Annotated in this window: 16 protein-coding genes and 1 riboswitch; of the genes, 4 read left to right on the top strand and 12 right to left on the bottom strand. The window is 44.1% G+C overall.

Going from position 1 to position 17,972, the window contains the following annotated elements; all coding sequences use genetic code 11:
• Window positions 1-52: 52 nt before the first annotated feature.
• The 6 genes from IEY48_RS06885 to IEY48_RS06860 form a co-directional block, all read right to left on the bottom strand.
• Window positions 53-1,411, bottom strand: a complete 1,359-nt coding sequence (locus tag IEY48_RS06885) for a M28 family peptidase (RefSeq protein WP_373293711.1) — start codon at window positions 1,409-1,411, stop codon at window positions 53-55.
• An 85-nt stretch (window positions 1,412-1,496) separates the two neighbouring features.
• Entirely contained in the window at window positions 1,497-2,405 is a 909-nt protein-coding gene (locus IEY48_RS06880; RefSeq protein ID WP_373293710.1) for a lytic transglycosylase domain-containing protein, read from the bottom strand.
• Between the two features lie 46 nt (window positions 2,406-2,451).
• A complete protein-coding gene (locus IEY48_RS06875; RefSeq protein ID WP_188918599.1) occupies window positions 2,452-2,991 on the bottom strand; it encodes a hypothetical protein in 540 nt (179 codons plus the stop codon).
• A 416-nt stretch (window positions 2,992-3,407) separates the two neighbouring features.
• Window positions 3,408-6,563 (bottom strand): efflux RND transporter permease subunit, encoded by a 3,156-nt coding sequence (locus IEY48_RS06870; protein WP_188918597.1) that lies wholly within the window; start codon window positions 6,561-6,563, stop codon window positions 3,408-3,410.
• A 9-nt stretch (window positions 6,564-6,572) separates the two neighbouring features.
• Window positions 6,573-7,721: an efflux RND transporter periplasmic adaptor subunit gene (locus tag IEY48_RS06865; RefSeq protein ID WP_188918595.1), complete on the bottom strand. Its 1,149-nt coding sequence runs from the start codon at window positions 7,719-7,721 to the stop codon at window positions 6,573-6,575.
• Window positions 7,722-8,043: 322 nt separating this feature from the next.
• The gene (locus IEY48_RS06860) at window positions 8,044-9,147 is read right to left on the bottom strand and encodes an MBL fold metallo-hydrolase (RefSeq protein ID WP_188918593.1); all 1,104 of its coding nucleotides are present in this window, start codon (window positions 9,145-9,147) and stop codon (window positions 8,044-8,046) included.
• Window positions 9,148-9,255: 108 nt separating this feature from the next.
• Here IEY48_RS06860 and IEY48_RS06855 point away from each other — a divergent pair, with 108 nt between their 5' ends.
• Entirely contained in the window at window positions 9,256-9,864 is a 609-nt protein-coding gene (locus tag IEY48_RS06855; protein ID WP_188918591.1) for a TetR/AcrR family transcriptional regulator, read from the top strand.
• Window positions 9,865-9,880: 16 nt separating this feature from the next.
• Here the strand turns inward: IEY48_RS06855 and IEY48_RS06850 are convergent, their stop codons facing one another.
• Window positions 9,881-10,570, bottom strand: coding sequence for a DNA-3-methyladenine glycosylase I (locus IEY48_RS06850; RefSeq protein WP_188918589.1), 690 nt, complete (start codon window positions 10,568-10,570; stop codon window positions 9,881-9,883).
• 39 nt (window positions 10,571-10,609) lie between these two features.
• Window positions 10,610-11,140, bottom strand: a complete 531-nt coding sequence (locus IEY48_RS06845; RefSeq protein WP_188918587.1) for a thioesterase family protein — start codon at window positions 11,138-11,140, stop codon at window positions 10,610-10,612.
• A 240-nt stretch (window positions 11,141-11,380) separates the two neighbouring features.
• Window positions 11,381-11,549, top strand: a riboswitch (FMN riboswitch).
• A gap of 95 nt (window positions 11,550-11,644) precedes the next feature.
• On the opposite strand from IEY48_RS06845, the gene ribB reads away from it, so the two are divergent.
• Complete coding sequence (gene ribB / locus IEY48_RS06840; protein ID WP_188918585.1) at window positions 11,645-12,301, top strand: 3,4-dihydroxy-2-butanone-4-phosphate synthase; 657 nt, start codon at window positions 11,645-11,647, stop codon at window positions 12,299-12,301.
• Window positions 12,302-12,371: 70 nt separating this feature from the next.
• Here the strand turns inward: ribB and IEY48_RS06835 are convergent, their stop codons facing one another.
• From IEY48_RS06835 to prlC, 4 genes are all read right to left on the bottom strand, one after another.
• Window positions 12,372-13,235 (bottom strand): alpha/beta hydrolase, encoded by an 864-nt coding sequence (locus tag IEY48_RS06835; protein ID WP_188918583.1) that lies wholly within the window; start codon window positions 13,233-13,235, stop codon window positions 12,372-12,374.
• A gap of 14 nt (window positions 13,236-13,249) precedes the next feature.
• Window positions 13,250-13,459, bottom strand: coding sequence for a helix-turn-helix domain-containing protein (locus tag IEY48_RS06830; protein ID WP_160052104.1), 210 nt, complete (start codon window positions 13,457-13,459; stop codon window positions 13,250-13,252).
• Window positions 13,459-14,034 carry a DUF2975 domain-containing protein gene (locus IEY48_RS06825; protein WP_188918581.1) on the bottom strand — a complete coding sequence of 192 codons (576 nt, stop codon included), beginning with the start codon at window positions 14,032-14,034 and terminating at the stop codon, window positions 13,459-13,461. The genes IEY48_RS06830 and IEY48_RS06825 overlap by 1 nt, the downstream gene beginning before the upstream one ends.
• 181 nt (window positions 14,035-14,215) lie before the next feature.
• Window positions 14,216-16,255, bottom strand: a complete 2,040-nt coding sequence (prlC, locus tag IEY48_RS06820; protein WP_188918579.1) for an oligopeptidase A — start codon at window positions 16,253-16,255, stop codon at window positions 14,216-14,218.
• A gap of 309 nt (window positions 16,256-16,564) precedes the next feature.
• Between prlC and IEY48_RS06815 the strand changes: the two genes are divergently transcribed.
• Window positions 16,565-17,329, top strand: coding sequence for a hypothetical protein (locus IEY48_RS06815; RefSeq protein ID WP_229786346.1), 765 nt, complete (start codon window positions 16,565-16,567; stop codon window positions 17,327-17,329).
• Between the two features lie 78 nt (window positions 17,330-17,407).
• Window positions 17,408-17,944, top strand: coding sequence for a hypothetical protein (locus tag IEY48_RS06810; RefSeq protein WP_188918575.1), 537 nt, complete (start codon window positions 17,408-17,410; stop codon window positions 17,942-17,944).
• Window positions 17,945-17,972 lie beyond the last annotated feature (28 nt).

Below are 17,972 nucleotides of genomic sequence, written 5' to 3'. Positions count from 1 at the left end.
TTAGATAATAAAAAGCCCGGTGCATGTTGATGCTCAGGGCTTTTTTATAGCATTATTTAAAAAACGCGCCTGTAGCCCCAGGGAATACCACTGGGCTGACATTGCCATTGGCAGCAACACTTGCCACGCCAAATAAATAATTATCAATCACTAGATTATCCAGAGTAAAGGTATCAACCTTGCCCACATAGCGGCTGTGGGTCCACTCTGGTGCGGTAGTTGAGCGCCAATACACCCGATAACCCACCACAGTTTCATCACCGCTTTTTTGCCAACTTAGCGTAGTACTGGGTGACACCTGGCCTTCAATGCTCACCTTAGATGGCGGTGCTGGTGCCCATGCCTGGGCGGCTAAGCTAATTGCGTTTAATGCGGTGAGTTTGGCGTTAAACTCAAAATCGACGCCTTCAATGACATCACCATAGGCAATGCCGTTTTCAACCCGAATATCCTGATGCTGGCGGTCGTAATGCTCATTGGTTTCCATAATGCGCACCGCTGGTAAACCAGCTTGATTAAACGGTAAATGATGTCCACCACGGCCAAATCGGTCAAGACGATACACTAACATGACGTCGAGGTTTGTCATGTACTGGTCGGCCAATGATTTGATTTTACGGGCTAAATTACGCGAGGCAGAATCGTTTTCGCCGCCACTAAAATAACGCGCTTTGGCTTCTTCGGCAGTTTCGGCAAAGCGTACGCCTTCAGAAAAAACTCGCACACTGCTGTTATTTATTACGCCATTAATACCAGCAATATTGCCTATCATGTCGTTATTAAGCACCGCTTGTACTTGCCAACCTTGTGCTTTGGCATAGTCGGCTAAAATATTGCCGCCGTACAGGCCTTGCTCTTCACCCGACAGGGCTGCGTACACTATGGTGCCGTTAAACTGATATTTAGATAACACCCGCGCGGCTTCAATTGCACCGGCTACACCGGAGGCATTATCGTTAGCACCTGGTGAAATAGAGGTAGCATCAAGCACGTCGGTGACCCGCGAATCAATATCACCGCTCATCATCACCACACGTTTAGGGTCTGTGTTACCGCGCTGAATGGCAATAACGTTAACCACTTCGGTAGGCTTAGCAATGCGCTTACCTTCTACAGTATTGGCTACTGTTACCACTTCGAGGCAACCACCACACTCTTTTGAAATACGCTTAAACTCGGCTTCTATCCAGCGTCTTGCTGCGCCAATGCCTTGGGTGTCTGATTGAGTGTCAGATAAAGTATGGCGAGTGCCAAAATCAACTAGAGTGCGAATATCTTGTTCGATACGCTGCGCTTGTGGCGCATTAGCAATGTCGTATAAGCGCATGTCTTCTTGTGATGGTGCAACTGCTGCTGGGGTTGCAGCCATAGCAGGAACCGTCGCAGCGCCTAGGATTAATAACCCTGCCATGCCCGCTAAACAATAACCACTTTTAGGACTGAGTTTAACGCGCTTTGGCTGTGCTTTATGGATTAGATATTTCATATAACCTCGATTAACTGGCTAATGCTTTTTGATAGCGTTTGAATAATATTTTTACGCGCTTCACATAGGCCTGAGTTTCAGGGTATGGCGGAATGCCACTGTATTGGGTGACGGTACTTGGGCCGGCATTGTACGCAGCGCAAGCTAAGTCTAAATCACCATTAAATTGGGCTAACAGTTGCGCTAAATAGCGGCTACCACCGCGAATATTTTGTTGGGCATTTAATGGGTTATCAACCCCCATATCGCTGGCAGTACCGGGCATTAATTGCATTAACCCTTTGGCGCCTGCTTTTGAAACCGCACGGGGCTTAAACGCCGATTCGGCATGAATCACCGCTCTAATTAATGCCGGATCTAACTGATATTTGTGTGCGGCTAGCGCCACATCGGTGGCAAAATGCGAGGTAAATAACGGGATTTTATACCAGTCGACAGTGGAGTCTGGGCGACAGGCAAAGCATTCATATAAGAGTACCTGGTAATCTTCACCCTGCGGTTGATGATCGCTAAATACCATAATCCCATTAGCTTGCTTGTATTGGTACACTTTGCGTTTTTCAACGCCGAGATCACTCACTATACCGTTTTCAGAATATTGCGCTTTAACTCTGGGTTTATTAGGCGTTACAGCGGATTTTTTAAGCGGGTAATCATTGGTTAATGTACGAGGCTTAGATTTATCGCTAACGTAGCTATTATCTAACACCAGTTGATCATTTAGCGACTTCACAGGGTTTAGATTAATAACATTAACAGGCTCAAGCGTTGGCTTGCTCACCGTAGTCTGTAGCAGTGACCGTTGTGGTTTTAGCTCTGGCTGTTCTTCAATGTATTTGGCTTTAATTTGTGGTTTAACGACGTCTTCAACCTCTGGGTAAACCACTTGTTTGGCCTGTGCGGTTACCCCTGCCAACACGGTGCTGATCAGTAATAGCGCCAAACCATTACGCCATATCATCGGCTTATTCCTGCACTTGGTCAAAAATGGGCATTGGGGCTATGTGGGCAAATTTTGCCACTGCCGACCCAGGAAAAATCTTTACTCCACTGTTTAACTCGTCCACGGCTTTACGATAAAAATCTTCGGCGTGAACAAAATCAAGTTCAAGTTGCAAATACTCAGCGAGTTGTTCGGTGCACAGTTTGTCTTTATTCACTGTCGCTAAAAGTGATTCTAAGCCTTGATCAATTTGTTGCCATGCGGCAATCGACACTGACAATGAGCCACCAGCAACATTTGATTCTTCAATCGGTTGGTTCCAATCATGCTCTGGCTGTAACTGCTTTAGTTGCTCTAACTGAGCTTGTTGGTCATCGGTTAACGGGCGTGGGTAAGAGGGCTTTTCCTGACATAGTTCGGTAAATAGGGTTAATCTTCTATCAATTTTTGAGTCGATCACTTTTAGCGCTTCAATGGCTGAAGTGCGTTTTTTAAGTAAACTGGCATACCAAAGATAAGCCAGAATAGTGGCTAAAGTGAGGCTAAGTAACAGCGCCTGCATGGTGACATCCTTTATTATTGTTATTCACTATCATAATCATTATTTAATCAAAAGTTCATCTTTATCAGCAATCTCTTCGTTAAAAAATAACCACAAAGGTGTTTAGTTGGCATAAATAGATGTTAAAAATCTGTTTTGATTACGATCTTAATCATAACACAAATATAATCGAGTATCTGGGTGATATTTACACAGTTAATTTTTTAATCATTAATTTTTTCAATAACCTAAACGTAAAATTACCAGGGTATTTTTTAGACACAATTTAAGTTTACTCTTTTAAAAAGAGTCAATTAACTGCCTTTAAAGATCATTTATGCACAGTTAAATCGCTTTTAATCCGATAAGCAGATTATATTGTTACAGGTATAAAAAAGCCCAGCTAGGCTGGGCTTTAAACAATGATCACTTACTGATTAAATCGACTTTCTGTCGTTATCCACTTGTTCATCATCTACTTCGGTGGCTTTTTCACGTTTACTGAATATACGCTCAACCACCACAAAGAATAACGGCACGAAGAAGATACCTAGGAATGTTGATGACATCATTCCGCCCAGTACCGCTGTACCAATGGCGTTTTGACTGCCTGAACCTACACCCGAGCTAATCGCTAATGGCACAACACCTAAACCAAAGGCCAGTGACGTCATTAAGATTGGACGCAAACGCACTCTTACAGCGTGCAATGTTGCCTCAATTAAACCTGAGCCTTTTTCGTAGTATTCTTTGGCAAACTCAACAATCAAGATGGCATTTTTAGTTGCCAACCCAACCGTGGTTAACAAGCCCACTTGGAAGAATACGTCGTTAGGCAAGTCACGACCGTTCATGGCAAGTAATGCACCGATAATACCCAGTGGCACCACAAGAATCACCGACAGTGGCACCGACCAACTCTCGTACAATGCCGCCAGTACCAAGAATACAATCATGATAGACAGTGCATATAAGGCTGGCGCCTGGTTGCCCGACAAACGTTCTTCGTATGACAAGCCATTCCATTCAATGCCGTAACCCGGAGGCAACTGTTTAGCCATTTCCTCAATTGCATCCATGGCCGCACCCGTACTGTAACCCGGTACAGTCGCGCCTTGAATATTAACCGCTGGCACACCATTAAAACGTTGTAGCTGAGGCGAGCCAAAATCCCAAGAGCCGGTTGAAAATGCTGAGAATGGCACCATTTCACCATGGCTATTGCGCACATACCAGGAATCTAAATCGCTTGGTTGCATACGGTATTTAGCTTCACCTTGTACATACACTTTTTTCACACGGCCACGGTCAATAAAGTCGTTAACGTAACTACCACCTAAAGCGGTTGCCATTACGCTGTTAACGCTATTGATATCAATATCTAGCGCGCGTAGCTTGCCGTGATCAACATTAACTTGATACATAGGTGCATCTTCTTGACCGTTTGGTCTTACACCTACTAAGTTAGGGTTTTGTGCAGCCATACCCAACAATTGGTTACGTGCCTCAATCAAGCTGTTATGGCCCTGGCCATTCAAGTCTTTGAGATACAAATCAAAGCCGGTAGCGTTACCTAACTCAATCACTGAGGGTGGTACAAAAGCGAACACAAAGGCTTCTTTCAATTGCATAAAGCGCCCCATTGCACGACCAGCCAATGACTGAACATCTTCACCAGGTGCTTCACGAGTTGACCAATCTTTTAAGTTCACAAACGCAAGCCCCATATTTTGACCAGAACCGGCAAAACTAAAGCCCGCAACGGTAAACACAGAATTAACGATGTCTTTTTCCTCTGTGAGGTAATAGTCATTAATCTCTTTAAGTACTTTAACAGTACTTTCCTGGGTTGAGTTTGTTGGCAAGATGGTTTGAGTAAACAAAATACCTTGGTCTTCATCGGGCAAGAATGCCGTTGGCATACGTAAGAAGATCCACCCCACCGCAATAACCAAACCAATGTAAATCAGCATTACTCTGAACGAGCGCTTTAAAATACTGCCAACACTGGATTCGTAACGCGATGTCATTGCATCAAATTTACGGTTAAACCAGCCAAAGAAACCGGTTTCAACATGGGTATGGCCTTTTTTGATTGGCTTTAACATGGTGGCGCATAGTGCCGGTGTTAATACAATTGCCACAAACACAGATAACGCCATAGCCGACACAATCGTAATCGAGAACTGGCGATAAATAACCCCCGTTGAGCCGGACATAAAGGCCATAGGCACAAACACAGCAGATAGCGTTAAACCAATACCTACTAGGGCGCTGGTGATTTGGTCCATTGACTTGCGGGTGGCTTCAAGTGGACTTAAGCCATCTTCAGACATCACTCGTTCAACGTTTTCCACCACAACAATCGCATCGTCCACCAACAAACCAATGGCCAGTACCATGGCAAACATGGTTAAGGTGTTAATGGTAAAGCCCGATGCCGACAATACTGCAAACGTACCAAGCAATACCACAGGTACCGCAATCGTTGGGATAAGTGTGGCCCTAAAATTTTGCAGGAACAAATACATAATCAAGAATACCAATACAACGGCTTCTATTAATGTGTGCACTACACCTTCAATGGATTGCTCAACAAACGGCGTGGTGTCATAGGGATAAACTACTTTTAGTCCCTGCGGGAAAAAGTCTTTCATCTCGTTTATTTTGGCTTTAATCGCTTCAGCAGTATCGAGCGCATTAGCACCTGTTGCTAAACTAAATGCCAAACCTGAAGCAGGCTTGCCGTTGTAATACGAATCAACCGTGTAGCTTTCTGCGCCCAATTCGACTTTTGCCACATCTTCAAGGTACACATTGGCACCTGATGAATCAGATTTAATAATAATGCGTCTAAATTGTTCTGGTGTTTGTAATCGACTTTGTGCGGTAATGGTTGCGTTGAGCTCTTGCCCAACGACTGAGGGCGCACCACCGAGTTGACCAGCTGATATTTGCGCGTTTTGCTCACTAATGGCTGCAGTCACATCAATGCTGGTTAAGTTGTATTGGTTTAATTTCAGTGGGTCGAGCCAAATACGCATCGCATACTGGGCGCCAAACAGTGTGATTTCCCCCACTCCTGGTACCCGGCTCATTGGATCTTGAATATTAGCAGCAACATAGTCTGAAATATCACTTTTACCCATTGAGCCATCTTCAGACACAAAGCCAAGCACCATCAAAAAGCCTGTCGTAGACTTGTTAACAGTTACACCTTGTTGCTGCACTTCCGTCGGTAACAATGGGGTCGCGGCTTGTAATTTGTTTTGTACCTGTACTTGGGCAATATCAGGATCGGCTTCAGCATTGAAGGTTAAGGTAATCGATGCATTACCAAAACTGTCACTGGTAGATGAGATATAACGCAAATGGTCAAGCCCAGTCATACGCTGTTCAATCACCTGAGTCACCGTGTCTTCCATGGTTTTGGCAGACGCACCAGGATAATAAGCACTGATCACCACTGTAGGCGGCGCAATACTAGGGTACTGAGCAATCGGCAGACCTTTAATGGCCAACACACCTGCAAGCATAATTAATATTGCGATCACCCAGGCAAAAATTGGGCGATCAATAAAAAAGCGAGCCATAATTTATCCCTACTGTTGTGGTTGGTCAGCCGTTAACTCTGTTGGTGACACAGGTGCACCAGCGCGGATTTTTTGCAGTCCTTCGATAATCAATTTATCGCCAGCGGCCAGACCGTCAACAATACGCCATTGGTTATCGATAACTTCAGCTGTTTTGACTACGCGCATTTCAGCTTTGCTGTCTTTATTAACCACCATGGCAACAGCTTGACCTTTTGTATTACGGGTAATAGCACGTTGAGGCACTAAAATAGCGTGTGGGTCTTGGCCAGCATTTAACTGGGCACGCACATACATGCCAGGTAATAAGGTGCCATCGGGATTGGGAAACTCTGCACGTAACGTCACTGAGCCCGTGGTTTCGTCTACATTGACTTCGGCAAACTGTAATGTGCCTTCATAGTCATAAGTGCTGCCATCTTCAAGCATCAACGATACTTTGGCATTATCACTTTTAAGCAATTGCCCAGAACGTAAATTGGCTTTTAAACGCAGTAGTTGCGCACTTGACTGGACGATGTCGACATTAATAGGATCAAGTTGCTGAATCGTTGCAAGCGTATTGCTTTGATTTGCGGTAACCAAGGCGCCAGCAGTAACAGATGACTTACCAATGCGACCTGAAATCGGCGCTTTAACCTCAGTGTATTCAAGATTAATATTGGCGGTATTAATCGCCGCTTTAGCCACAGTAACTGCTGCTTGTGCTTCTTTATAAGCAGCTTCGGTTTCGTCAAAATCTTGCTTACTCACCGCATTGGTTTTAACTAATTTGGCATAACGGTCCGCTTTTGCTTTAGCTGATGCTAATGCTGCATTGGCGCTGGCTAAGTCAGCTTCTGCACTGATTAACGCAGCTTTGTATGTGGCTGAGTCGATTTGATAAAGCGACTGGCCTTGAGTCACTTCACTGCCTTCGGTAAACGCCCGCTTGGTGATAATACCTGATACTTGTGGGCGCACTTCTGCTTCTAAAAACGCGCGGCTACGACCTGGTAATTCGACCGTAATTGCTTGTGATATCTCCTCAACGGTAATGACGCCTACCGGAGAAGGTGGTTGCTGCTGTTGTGCCTGAGCGGCTTCCTCCCCTTTGCCACAAGCGGTAATCCATAATGCGGCAGAGATAACTGCAGCGACTTTCAATGCTTTGTGCATGGGTGCTCCTACTTTGGTGTATTTTCATAATGGTGTCTCAACCTTGAGTAACTCATTTGAAAATAGCTAAAAATTAAACTGTTAAATATTCTGCGCTCTTTATCGCACAAGTACAAAATTCAAACAACAAAGTCTAATGTACTAAATTGTAAAGAAATAATAAGCTTAGGTAATATATGTGCAATTTATTCACTAAGTGTTTAGTTAATAGTATTAATTAAACAAAACGAGTTCAATTTACGATCACATATATTACTGGTCAGGATGTTGATAAAGTCAACTATGCTAGTATAGTGTTAAACGATTTCATTACCAACATAATTTAATTGTTATTCGTGACAACCTTATTTAATTCATCCATGTTTTGGCTCTCTGCCATCATGGGTCGCCACCAACGCTCACTGGCTTGCGGATTAGCCAGCGTCACAGCCTGGCCAAATTGAGGGGTCAACAAAGTCACATTATGCTGTTTTGCTAACTGATTAATACGCTCAAAAGGTTCAAACCAGTCATGCAGCGCCAAATCAAACGTGCCGTTATGTACCGGCATCATCGCTTTGGCATTAATATCAATATGCGCTTGTATGCTTTGCTCTGGCAACATATGGATGTCACTCCACAATTCATTATAGGCGCCTGTTTCAATCATGCTTAAATCAAATGGTCCGTATAAATCACCAATTTGTTTAAAACCATTAAAGTAGCCACTGTCACCACTAAAAAAGACTTTATGATGCAAACCTTGAATAACCCAACTGGCCCACAATGTGTGGTCGCGATCTAATAAACCTCGACCAGAAAAATGCTGCGCCGGTGTGGCGGTAATATTGAGGCCATTTAACTCAACCGACTGCCACCATTCAAGCTCAGTGACTTGAATAGGGTCGACGCCCCAATCCGTTAAGTAGTCACCCACTTTTAAAGGGGTAATAAAATGCTCTACTTTAGAGATGAGCTGTTCAATGGCGGCTCTATCAAGGTGATCGTAATGATCATGGCTAATCACGACAGCTTTTATGTTCGGCAACTCAGCAATACTGATCGGCGATTGATGAAAACGTTTTGGCCCAGCCCATTGTGCAGGCGATGCACGCTCACTAAATACCGGATCGATTAACACATACTCACCGTCAATACGCATTAGTATGGTTGAATGGCCCAATCGATAAACGGCATCTTCAGTAGTTTGTGCCAATATGTCAGCAGTTAATGTGGTTAAAGGGACGTCATTTTTAGGGGCAGGCGCTTTGCGCTGGGTGTGCCAATAAGCTTTAGCGATTGGCCATAAACTGCTTAACCCTGCTTGATATACTTTTTCGCTATTGGTAAATGGCTTACTTTTATTGGCACTAGACCAGGTTTTGCTTAGCCAAACAATGGCAATTAACAACAACACACCAAGCATAATACCGGTTAATAATTTCATCTATGCCACCCATCGAGTAAACTACACGGTGTAGTTTAATAATCTACCATTGAAAAGTAAACTGCTCAGTGTAAAATATCTTAAATCAACCTTATTATTGTGGCCGTTATGAAACCTGAAAAACAAACTCGTAGCCAAATTAAACGTGCGGCCATTCTTGAAGCCGCCAGAACAACCTTTAAAGCATTAGGGGTTACTGCAACGAGTATGGACAAATTAGCCGAAGTGGCAGGGGTATCAAAACGCACGGTTTACAATCACTTTGCCACTAAAGAAGCGCTAGTGATGACCTTGATGACCGATTTATGGCAACAGGCATTATCACAACCTTCTGAACCTTATGATCCAAACACACCGCTGGCACCGCAGTTACAACAATTAATACGCTGTGATATAGATTATATTCAGTCAGAAGAGCACATTGAAGTGTCGCGGATGGTGATTGGTCACTTGTTTTATACATCTGAAATGCAGCAAGAAATCCAAAGAATCATTAAAGAAGAAACAGCGATTTTACGTTGGATAAAAGCGGCCGACAAAGATGGTCGAATTAAGGTAGATGATATTGAACAGGCACAAACCCATGTGCAAAGCTTAATTAAAGGCCAATGTTTTTGGCCATTAATTTTCCAAATTATCGAGCCGTTAACTGACGAAGAAAAAGACCAGCACGCGGCAGAAGTCGTTAAAGTGTTTTTAAGCCGTTATCAAGTGTAATAGACCCTGATATCGACTACACCCTATTGTCGCCCACACCCAAAGAAATCACCCGGCTGATTTCAGCCAAGCTCTTGCCAGATTCTTGTTGCCAATGATTAAACGCTGCTTGCGTTTGGCGTAATGCCGTTTTCGAGGTAAAGCCAGCATCAACCACCTTACGAGCGGTTAAATACGCCTGCACATCTTGGCTAAGTAAAAAGGTGTCTTTACCAATCGCGCGCAAAAAGTATGGCCCAGTATTGCCTCCTAAACGAGCACCGCGTTTTTTAAGCACTTGCCATAAACCGGTAATGTCGTCGGTTGGCCAATTGGCAATAAATTCAGCAAAACTGCCGTGTTCCGCGTTGATTTTCTGGATCATATAGGCATTATCAACAATGGCCTGGGTTTTCTTTTGATGGCGGATCAGCGTGGGATCGCTAGCGCGTTGTTGAATTTGATCTGGAGATAGCATCAGGACTTTCATGGGCTCAAAGTCAAAAAACGCTTTTTCATAAGCAGGCCATTTATTGTCGACCACGCGCCACACAAAACCACTTTGAAACACCCGCTTGCTGATGACAGACAACAATTGTGCATCGGAATACTCACTGATGTCTTCGGCGCTTAACGTGTCGGGTAATAACGAGTTCACGATTGCAGGTCCGCCTTTACGCTCGCAAGCTCGCGCCCAAATATCACTGAATTTTTCTAATGTTGCCACAGGATGTCCTTAACAATAACTACGTTGTATACGAAAGCCTTAAATATTACGCTCTTTTTTAAGCTGTAAAAACTGTTTCCATTTAACGACTTCGGCCGGCAGTTCAGGCATGTCACCGGTGTAACCCGCTGCCGTAATTAAGGTTTCGAGAGGCACTTGCTTACCACGACACATAAACACCCCGCGCACATGGGCGATACAATGTAAGCCGCGTGCGGTCACCATGCGGTGCTCAATATAGAAGTATTTTTCATCCCAACCGACAATTTTGGTTTCGATAGTAAACTTTTCAAACGGTTTAATATCGCGGATATAAGTAAACTCAGCGGCATTGACGATAGGTAGCCATTTGTTCTTTAAAAACTGCTTCATTAAACCAATTTCGGCGATCATGTACGTACGGGCTAAATCCATAAAGGCCGGATAGCGCGAATTGGTTAAATGTAAGTTGATGTCGCAATCTAACGGCAAAACCCGATAGTTAATTTTACTGGTGCCTAAAAAATCAATACGTTTGCAATGGCCTATTCGCCATAAAAACAACAACGCAAAACGAAAATACAGATTCATTTACCACTACTCCTATTGTTAGCGCGACAGGCTAACAAAGGTCATACCAGTGAGCAAGGGTACCAGCGCCATTTAACATGAGTTTTATGCTGTACGTTTAGGCCTATTGTTTGTTTTGTTACTCTTTTTGCGACTTATCCCCCTTTTCATCTGTGACTGAACTGATTACCATAGCAACGCGGTTTTATCTTGTTGGTGTTTTAAGACACTCACAAGATGAGCAACGCAAACAACATTATTTATAATTCTCAGGGCGGGGCGCAATTCCCCACCGGCGGTAAACTTGAAAAAGTAAGCCCGCGAGCGCTCGATTCGTCGAGGTCAGCAGATCTGGTGACTTAGTATTGCTTAAAGGTAATGTCTAACAGTCCAGAGCCGACGGTTATAGTCCGGATGAGAGAGAATGGAGATACATCAATCAGCCCACGGCTTTTTGATGCAATTTGTTTTGGATTTATATCCCTCTTTACAAGCCCTGATTCTGGTCATTTTAGGAGTACAACCATGAATCAGCTTTCACTACTTGCCGAATTTGGCGAACCTATCACCCGTGTCGAAAATGCCCTTGCAGCGCTTAGAGAAGGCCGCGGCGTATTATTACTAGACGATGAAGATCGCGAAAACGAAGGCGATATTATTTACTCAGTTGAGCATTTAACCACAGCCCAAATGGCATTAATGATCCGCGAATGCAGCGGTATTGTGTGTTTATGCTTAACCGACGATCACGCCAACAAACTTGAATTGCCACCGATGGTTGCCGACAACAACAGTGCAAACCAAACCGCATTTACTGTGTCGATTGAAGCTAAAGTAGGCGTTACCACGGGCGTTTCAGCTCAAGACCGTGTTACCACCATTAAAACGGCCGCTAATCGTGATGCTAAAGCCTCAGACTTAGCGCGCCCAGGACACGTATTTCCGCTACGCGCTCGCGCTGGCGGGGTAATGTCTCGTCGTGGTCACACTGAAGGTACAGTAGATTTAATGCAAATGGCCGGCTTAATGCCTGCTGGCGTGTTATGTGAACTCACCAACGAAGACGGCAGCATGGCCAAAGCGCCTGAAATTGTCGCATTTGGTGTAAAGCACAATATGCCAGTACTCACCATCGAAGACATGGTGATGTACCGCAACCGGTATGATTTGAAATTAGCGTAAATAAAACCTAATTCATTTCAAACCTAGAGGCGTATTTGCGCCTCTTTTTTATGCCAATTTTCCGCTCAAATCAAAGCTCATCAATAAAAGCTTGATACTGCTGCATTGTGGTTGCCTCTTCTAGCATGCCTTGATGGCCGACATTAGGTACCATAATGAACTGCTTATTAGCAGACTTGCTTGCAGCAAACAGTTTTTCTGACAGTTCTGGCGGCACTTCTTCATCATCCTCTGCGGCAATCACCAATAATGGCCCTTGATAATATTGCGCGACCACTTGCTTATTATCTGTTTTACGAAAATCTTCTGGCATTTCCAACGTCATAAACGGTGCCATATACCAAGGTGTTTTTTCATCGACCCAATCGTCGGCATTGGTGGCCGAGCCGTGTAAAACCAATGCATCTATTTTATTATTTCTGGCTAAGTCTGCGGCAATAAAACTGCCTAACGAGTAACCATGTAATATGATTTTTTCGGGTTGATATTGTTTCTGTATATAGTCTAACTGTTGCTGGGCATCCAAGATAATATTGTGAATCCGTGGTTTGCCTTCACTGGCGCCAATACCACGGCGATCCATGACTAAGATATCTGTATTAAGCGCCGATAATGCCGTTAGATCGGCCAAACAATGTGGCTGAATTTTCATGCCATTACCCGGATAAAACACCAGGGTTGTGTTGCTGTTTCGGTTATCAATAAAAAAGCCATTCAGCTTAACGTGATCGCTCGCCTCAAGACTTAGCTGGGTAATTACATGATCCGGCATGGCTTGCTGTAGTGTTTGAGTGAACTCAACGCTAAAGGCTACGGGCTCGTTATCATTGGCAATAAAACTCTCTTCACTTAAGCGCACGGTGCAGCCAGAGATGATGAGCATAGTCGTGCTAATCATTGCCACCGTGATCATTTTTTTGACTGTATTTTGCATATTATTGTCCTTAATTATTGATCTTCCTTGTGGATTAAAATGTCACCTGGCGAGCACTGTAAGTGCTGGCAAATGGCGTCGAGTGTTGAAAACCGAATCGCTTTAGCACGGCCGCTGCGTAATACCGATAAATTTTGCGGTGTAATACCGACCAATTCTGCTAGCTCAGTTGACTTCATCTTGCGCTTTGCCAGCATCACGTCTAACTCAATAATAATGGCCATTAAATGGTTAACTCCGCCTCTTGTTGCAGTTCAGTCGCGTGCTGCATCACCCAGGCCACACAATAAAAAATCATCCCAAATAGCGCATACTTGAGCTCCTGGCTGCCAAGACTAAAATACACAGGAACTGCACTGGATGTTCCGCTAAAGTGCAGTGAAAAGGCGATGATCATCGGGTAGAAAAGACTGAGTAAAATCCACGCTAAAAAGACCAAAGCAATGTTGCTTAAACAACGAAAATTACCTGGGGTGAACACCTGCCCCTGTTGATACAAAGTGAATAACTGATATAAAAAATAATAAATAAACAGATAAGGCAGAATTTCAACACTGCCCAAAATTAACCCTGGATGAAAGCCAGCATCATAAAGGCTTTGCGCAATAGCTTGCCAGGGGCTACCAAAATCAACGGCTAGGTAACTGCTAAACCAGCCCCACCAGTCAATTGTGAGTACATATTCGCCCGCTTGAAACTCGCCGAACATCATGGTGCCGCAATAGCTACTGGCTTGTAGTAAGGCTAAAAAAACGATGAGTAATTTAATCCATTTACTGAGTGAAACAATTCTATCCATGATATTTCTAAGGTTGGCTAATGTTAATTTAACGTTAACATAGTTATTTTTATTCGACAATAAATTATCGATAAACGATAACTCACTTTATTTACCAACCCAAATGACGCCAGTAAATCAAATTGCAGGCATAAAAAAACCGACAATCAATGCCGGTTTTTAACAGGTTAACATTAATGATTTATGCGGCAATACCACTGTGACGCAGTAATGCATCTGTGTTGGGTTCGCGGCCCATAAAGCGTTTAAATAGCTCCATTGGCTCTTCACTTCCGCCCATTTCAAGAATGTTATTTAAGAAGCTCTTACCGGTTTCCGGGTTAAAGATGCCTTCGTCTTCAAAACGTGAGAACGCATCAGCCGATAACACTTCAGCCCATTTATAGCTGTAATACCCTGCAGCATATCCACCGGCAAAAATGTGGGCAAAACCGTGCTGGAAACGGTTAAAGCTTGGCGGGGTTAATACCGCGATTTGGCTGCGTACTTCATCTAAAATACCTTGAATATCGACACCTTTTGCTGGGTCAAACTCATAATGCATTCTAAAATCGAACAACGAGAATTCAAGCTGGCGTACCATCATCATGCCTGACTGGAAGTTTTTTGCCGCTAACATTTTGTCGAGCAATGCTTTAGGTAATGGCTCGCCAGTTTCGTAGTGGCCAGAGATCTCCGCTAGGGCTTCTTCTTGCCAGCACCAGTTTTCCATAAACTGACTTGGTAACTCTACGGCATCCCAAGGCACACCGTTAATGCCCGATACGCCGCCAACATCGACTTTGGTTAGCATGTGGTGGATACCATGGCCAAACTCGTGGAATAACGTAGTGACTTCGTCGTGGGTAAATAACGCCGGCTTGCCGTCTACTGGGCCATTAAAGTTACAGGTTAAGTAAGCCACTGGTTTTTGCAGACCGGTAGAGGTAATACGACGGCCACGACAATCGTCCATCCATGCGCCGCCACGTTTACCGCTGCGAGCATATAAATCTAAATAAAAGCTGCCACGGTGTACGTTATCGGCATCGAAAATATCAAAGAAGCGCACGTCTTTGTGCCAGGTATCAACGCCTTTTTGCTCTTTAATGCTTAAGCCAAATAGCTTGTTAACGGTAAAGAATAAGCCTGATAAGACTTTGTTTTCTGGGAAGTACGGACGTAAAATTTCCTGCGACACTTCATACTTGTGTTGCTGCAGTTTTTCGGCATAAAAACTTAAATCCCATGAAGCCATTTCGCTGACATCATAGTGCTCTTTAGCAAAGGCGCGTAGTTCAGCCAATTCTGTTGCCGCCTGACCTTTTGAACGTTGGCCTAATTCATTTAAAAAGCCCAATACCTGCTCTGGTGACTCTGCCATTTTGGTGGCAAGTGATTTATCAGCATAGCTGGCAAAACCCAGTAAATTGGCTAACTCATGACGTAATGCCACGATTTCGTTCATGTTGTCGGTGTTATCAAACTCGCCAGCATTTGGGCCTTGATCAGAGGCGCGGGTGACAAATGCACGGTAGCATTCTTCACGTAGCTCACGGTTTTCGCTGTAGGTCATCACCGGTAAATAAGAGGGAAAATCAAGGGTAAACAACCAACCTTTTAGCTCTTTGGCTTCAGCCATTGCTTTAGCTGCGGCCACTGCCGACTCAGGTAAACCCGCTAAGTCAGCCTCGTCGGTAATCAACTTGGTCCAGGCTTCAGTGGCGTCTAATAGCTGGTTAGAAAAATTGCTCGTTAGCTCAGATAAACGCTTAACAATTTCACCGTAACGTACTTTTTCGCCATCATCTAAGCCAATACCCGACAATTCAAAATCACGTAAGCTCTGCTCTATCACCATTTTTTGTGCTTGGGTTAACCCGGCAAACTCAGCAGATTGATGAATTGATTTATAAGCTTGATACAAGCCTTGATGCTGGCCAACATAGGTGCCGTAATCAGATAAAAGCGGTAAACAGGCATCGTGTGCATCACGCAATGCATCGCTGCTGACAACTGAGTTCATGTGCGACACTGGCGACCAAACTTTACTTAATTCGTCGTCGACTTCTTCAAGAGGGGCGATAAGGTTATCCCAAGTATATTGGCTGTTGTCAGCTAATAAAGCTTCAATGGTATCGCGACACTTGGCAATGGCTTGCTCAACCGCAGGCTGGATGTGTTCTGGTTTAATTTTAGAAAACTCGGGTAATGCTGCGCTGTTTAGCAGTGGATTGCTCATAAAGATCCCTCAAAATATTTCGTGTCGATTGCAATGATATGGGGCCAATTTACTTGGCTTTCAAGCTTTACGCCATTGTGAATCAATAATATCCCAGCATTAATCATGACCCACACGCCAACGCCTAACGTATTTACACGATAAAAGAAGTGACCACAGTCGCATTTGCTATTTACTGTTAGTTTACAAAGCTAATATTGACAGGCAGATCTCAGATGAAAGTGGTTATCATTTAATTTTATTGTTAATAAGCTAATATACACGTCCAGATCGTTTCTCAGTCCATATTTTACCATGAGCCAAACAAACATGACTTTTGATTTTTGTACTGTACATCGTAAACATTTTGCCACTTGTGTGTTTTTACCGACTCTTGCGGTGATAAGTTTAACGGCCGCCATGCCGGCACTAGCTGAAACGGACACTCAGCCAAATGTTGCCTTAGATTTGGTTTGGGAGAACCATTACATTACTGAAGGTCGCAATAACTTAGATAAAGGTGGCATTGCCTGGGCTGTGGCAAGTGTTGAGCACAATGACATGGTGGCTTATGCCGTTGTAGGACGAGCAGACCAAGTCAACTACACTGAGTGGAATGCCGGTTTAGAATACACATTGCATTTGGACTACGATATCGAAGCGACTTTGGGCTATCAACGCCTGGAGTTTTATGGTGATGAGCGCGCATCAGACAATGAATTTTTTAGTTCAATTACTTATAACGGCTTAGACTGGCTAGTGCCTGTAGTAAACTACACTTATGCCACTGAAGCCTCTGGTTACTTTGTCACCCTGAGCGTTTACAGCCCATGGGAGATCAATTCACAACTCACGCTAACACCTTATGTCTCGCAAGGCTTTGATTTTGGTTACAGCAGTGAAGCACACGATGGTACTAACCATGTGCAATTTGGTCTAGAAGCTGAATATCAATTTAGTGAAAACCTGATGTTTGCGACCCATATTAGCCACAGCATTGCACTAGAAGATATTAAACAGCAAGCCGCGGCCGACGGCCAGCAAGGCAGTCTTGACGAAACCTATGCCGGTATAGCGGTGAGTTGGGGCTTTTAATCCTGTAGTGATTGGCTCGCGTTTTAGCACTGTGCGACTACACTAAGTGGTCAATATATCACCACGCAAGGACCGCACATGCTGACCCGCCCTGTGCAACATGCCGCATTTTGTGGCGTGTTGCTAACGACGCTATTACCCAGTTCGATAATTTTTGCTGCCGAATTCAGTCAGTTAAACCGCAGTAAATTAACCACAAAACCCGCCAATAACAGCACTCAGCTTAATAATGACAACGCCAAAGATTTACCGCAGCAATCTGTCATTGATAGCCAGGGGAATGTGATTGAACTGCCTGACGACACTCGTTCAGCCTTAGAGTACAGAGCCGACGACATCTACCTTAAACCTAGCTTACAACAGCATATCGATGCAACTCCAAAAGCCACATCTTCATCGCGCCAAGACAGTATCACAATGGCAGATGACCCAAATTGCCGCTGGCTTAACAACCGCATAAAACACCTCAAAAACCAGCAGCGCCAAACCCAACACAGTCAATTTAGTCATTACCAAGATGAAATCGATATTAGAGAGCAAGAATGGGACTGTCTTAAGTGTGCAAGCAGTGGCCCTAATAGCGTTGACCGAGGTGCATGCCAGTATAAGCGCTAAGCAGATCGACCGCGTGTGTATATTTAAC

The organism is Shewanella saliphila (assembly GCF_014648295.1).
Taxonomy (GTDB): domain Bacteria; phylum Pseudomonadota; class Gammaproteobacteria; order Enterobacterales; family Shewanellaceae; genus Shewanella; species Shewanella saliphila.
This window is presented reverse-complemented; position numbering and strand designations above follow the sequence as displayed.

What these genes read in the sequence shown, in the direction of transcription:
- IEY48_RS06885 (WP_373293711.1), bottom strand. Translation starts at nt 1,411, where the DNA reads ATGGCAGGGTTATTAATCCTAGGCGCTGCGACGGTTCCTGCTATGGCT.
- IEY48_RS06875 (WP_188918599.1), bottom strand. Translation starts at nt 2,991, where the DNA reads ATGCAGGCGCTGTTACTTAGCCTCACTTTAGCCACTATTCTGGCTTAT.
- IEY48_RS06870 (WP_188918597.1), bottom strand. Translation starts at nt 6,563, where the DNA reads ATGGCTCGCTTTTTTATTGATCGCCCAATTTTTGCCTGGGTGATCGCA.
- IEY48_RS06865 (WP_188918595.1), bottom strand. Translation starts at nt 7,721, where the DNA reads ATGCACAAAGCATTGAAAGTCGCTGCAGTTATCTCTGCCGCATTATGG.
- IEY48_RS06860 (WP_188918593.1), bottom strand. Translation starts at nt 9,147, where the DNA reads ATGAAATTATTAACCGGTATTATGCTTGGTGTGTTGTTGTTAATTGCC.
- IEY48_RS06855 (WP_188918591.1), top strand. Translation starts at nt 9,256, where the DNA reads ATGAAACCTGAAAAACAAACTCGTAGCCAAATTAAACGTGCGGCCATT.
- IEY48_RS06845 (WP_188918587.1), bottom strand. Translation starts at nt 11,140, where the DNA reads ATGAATCTGTATTTTCGTTTTGCGTTGTTGTTTTTATGGCGAATAGGC.
- ribB (WP_188918585.1), top strand. Translation starts at nt 11,645, where the DNA reads ATGAATCAGCTTTCACTACTTGCCGAATTTGGCGAACCTATCACCCGT.
- IEY48_RS06835 (WP_188918583.1), bottom strand. Translation starts at nt 13,235, where the DNA reads ATGCAAAATACAGTCAAAAAAATGATCACGGTGGCAATGATTAGCACG.
- IEY48_RS06830 (WP_160052104.1), bottom strand. Translation starts at nt 13,459, where the DNA reads ATGGCCATTATTATTGAGTTAGACGTGATGCTGGCAAAGCGCAAGATG.
- IEY48_RS06825 (WP_188918581.1), bottom strand. Translation starts at nt 14,034, where the DNA reads ATGGATAGAATTGTTTCACTCAGTAAATGGATTAAATTACTCATCGTT.
- prlC (WP_188918579.1), bottom strand. Translation starts at nt 16,255, where the DNA reads ATGAGCAATCCACTGCTAAACAGCGCAGCATTACCCGAGTTTTCTAAA.
- IEY48_RS06815 (WP_229786346.1), top strand. Translation starts at nt 16,565, where the DNA reads ATGACTTTTGATTTTTGTACTGTACATCGTAAACATTTTGCCACTTGT.
- IEY48_RS06810 (WP_188918575.1), top strand. Translation starts at nt 17,408, where the DNA reads ATGCTGACCCGCCCTGTGCAACATGCCGCATTTTGTGGCGTGTTGCTA.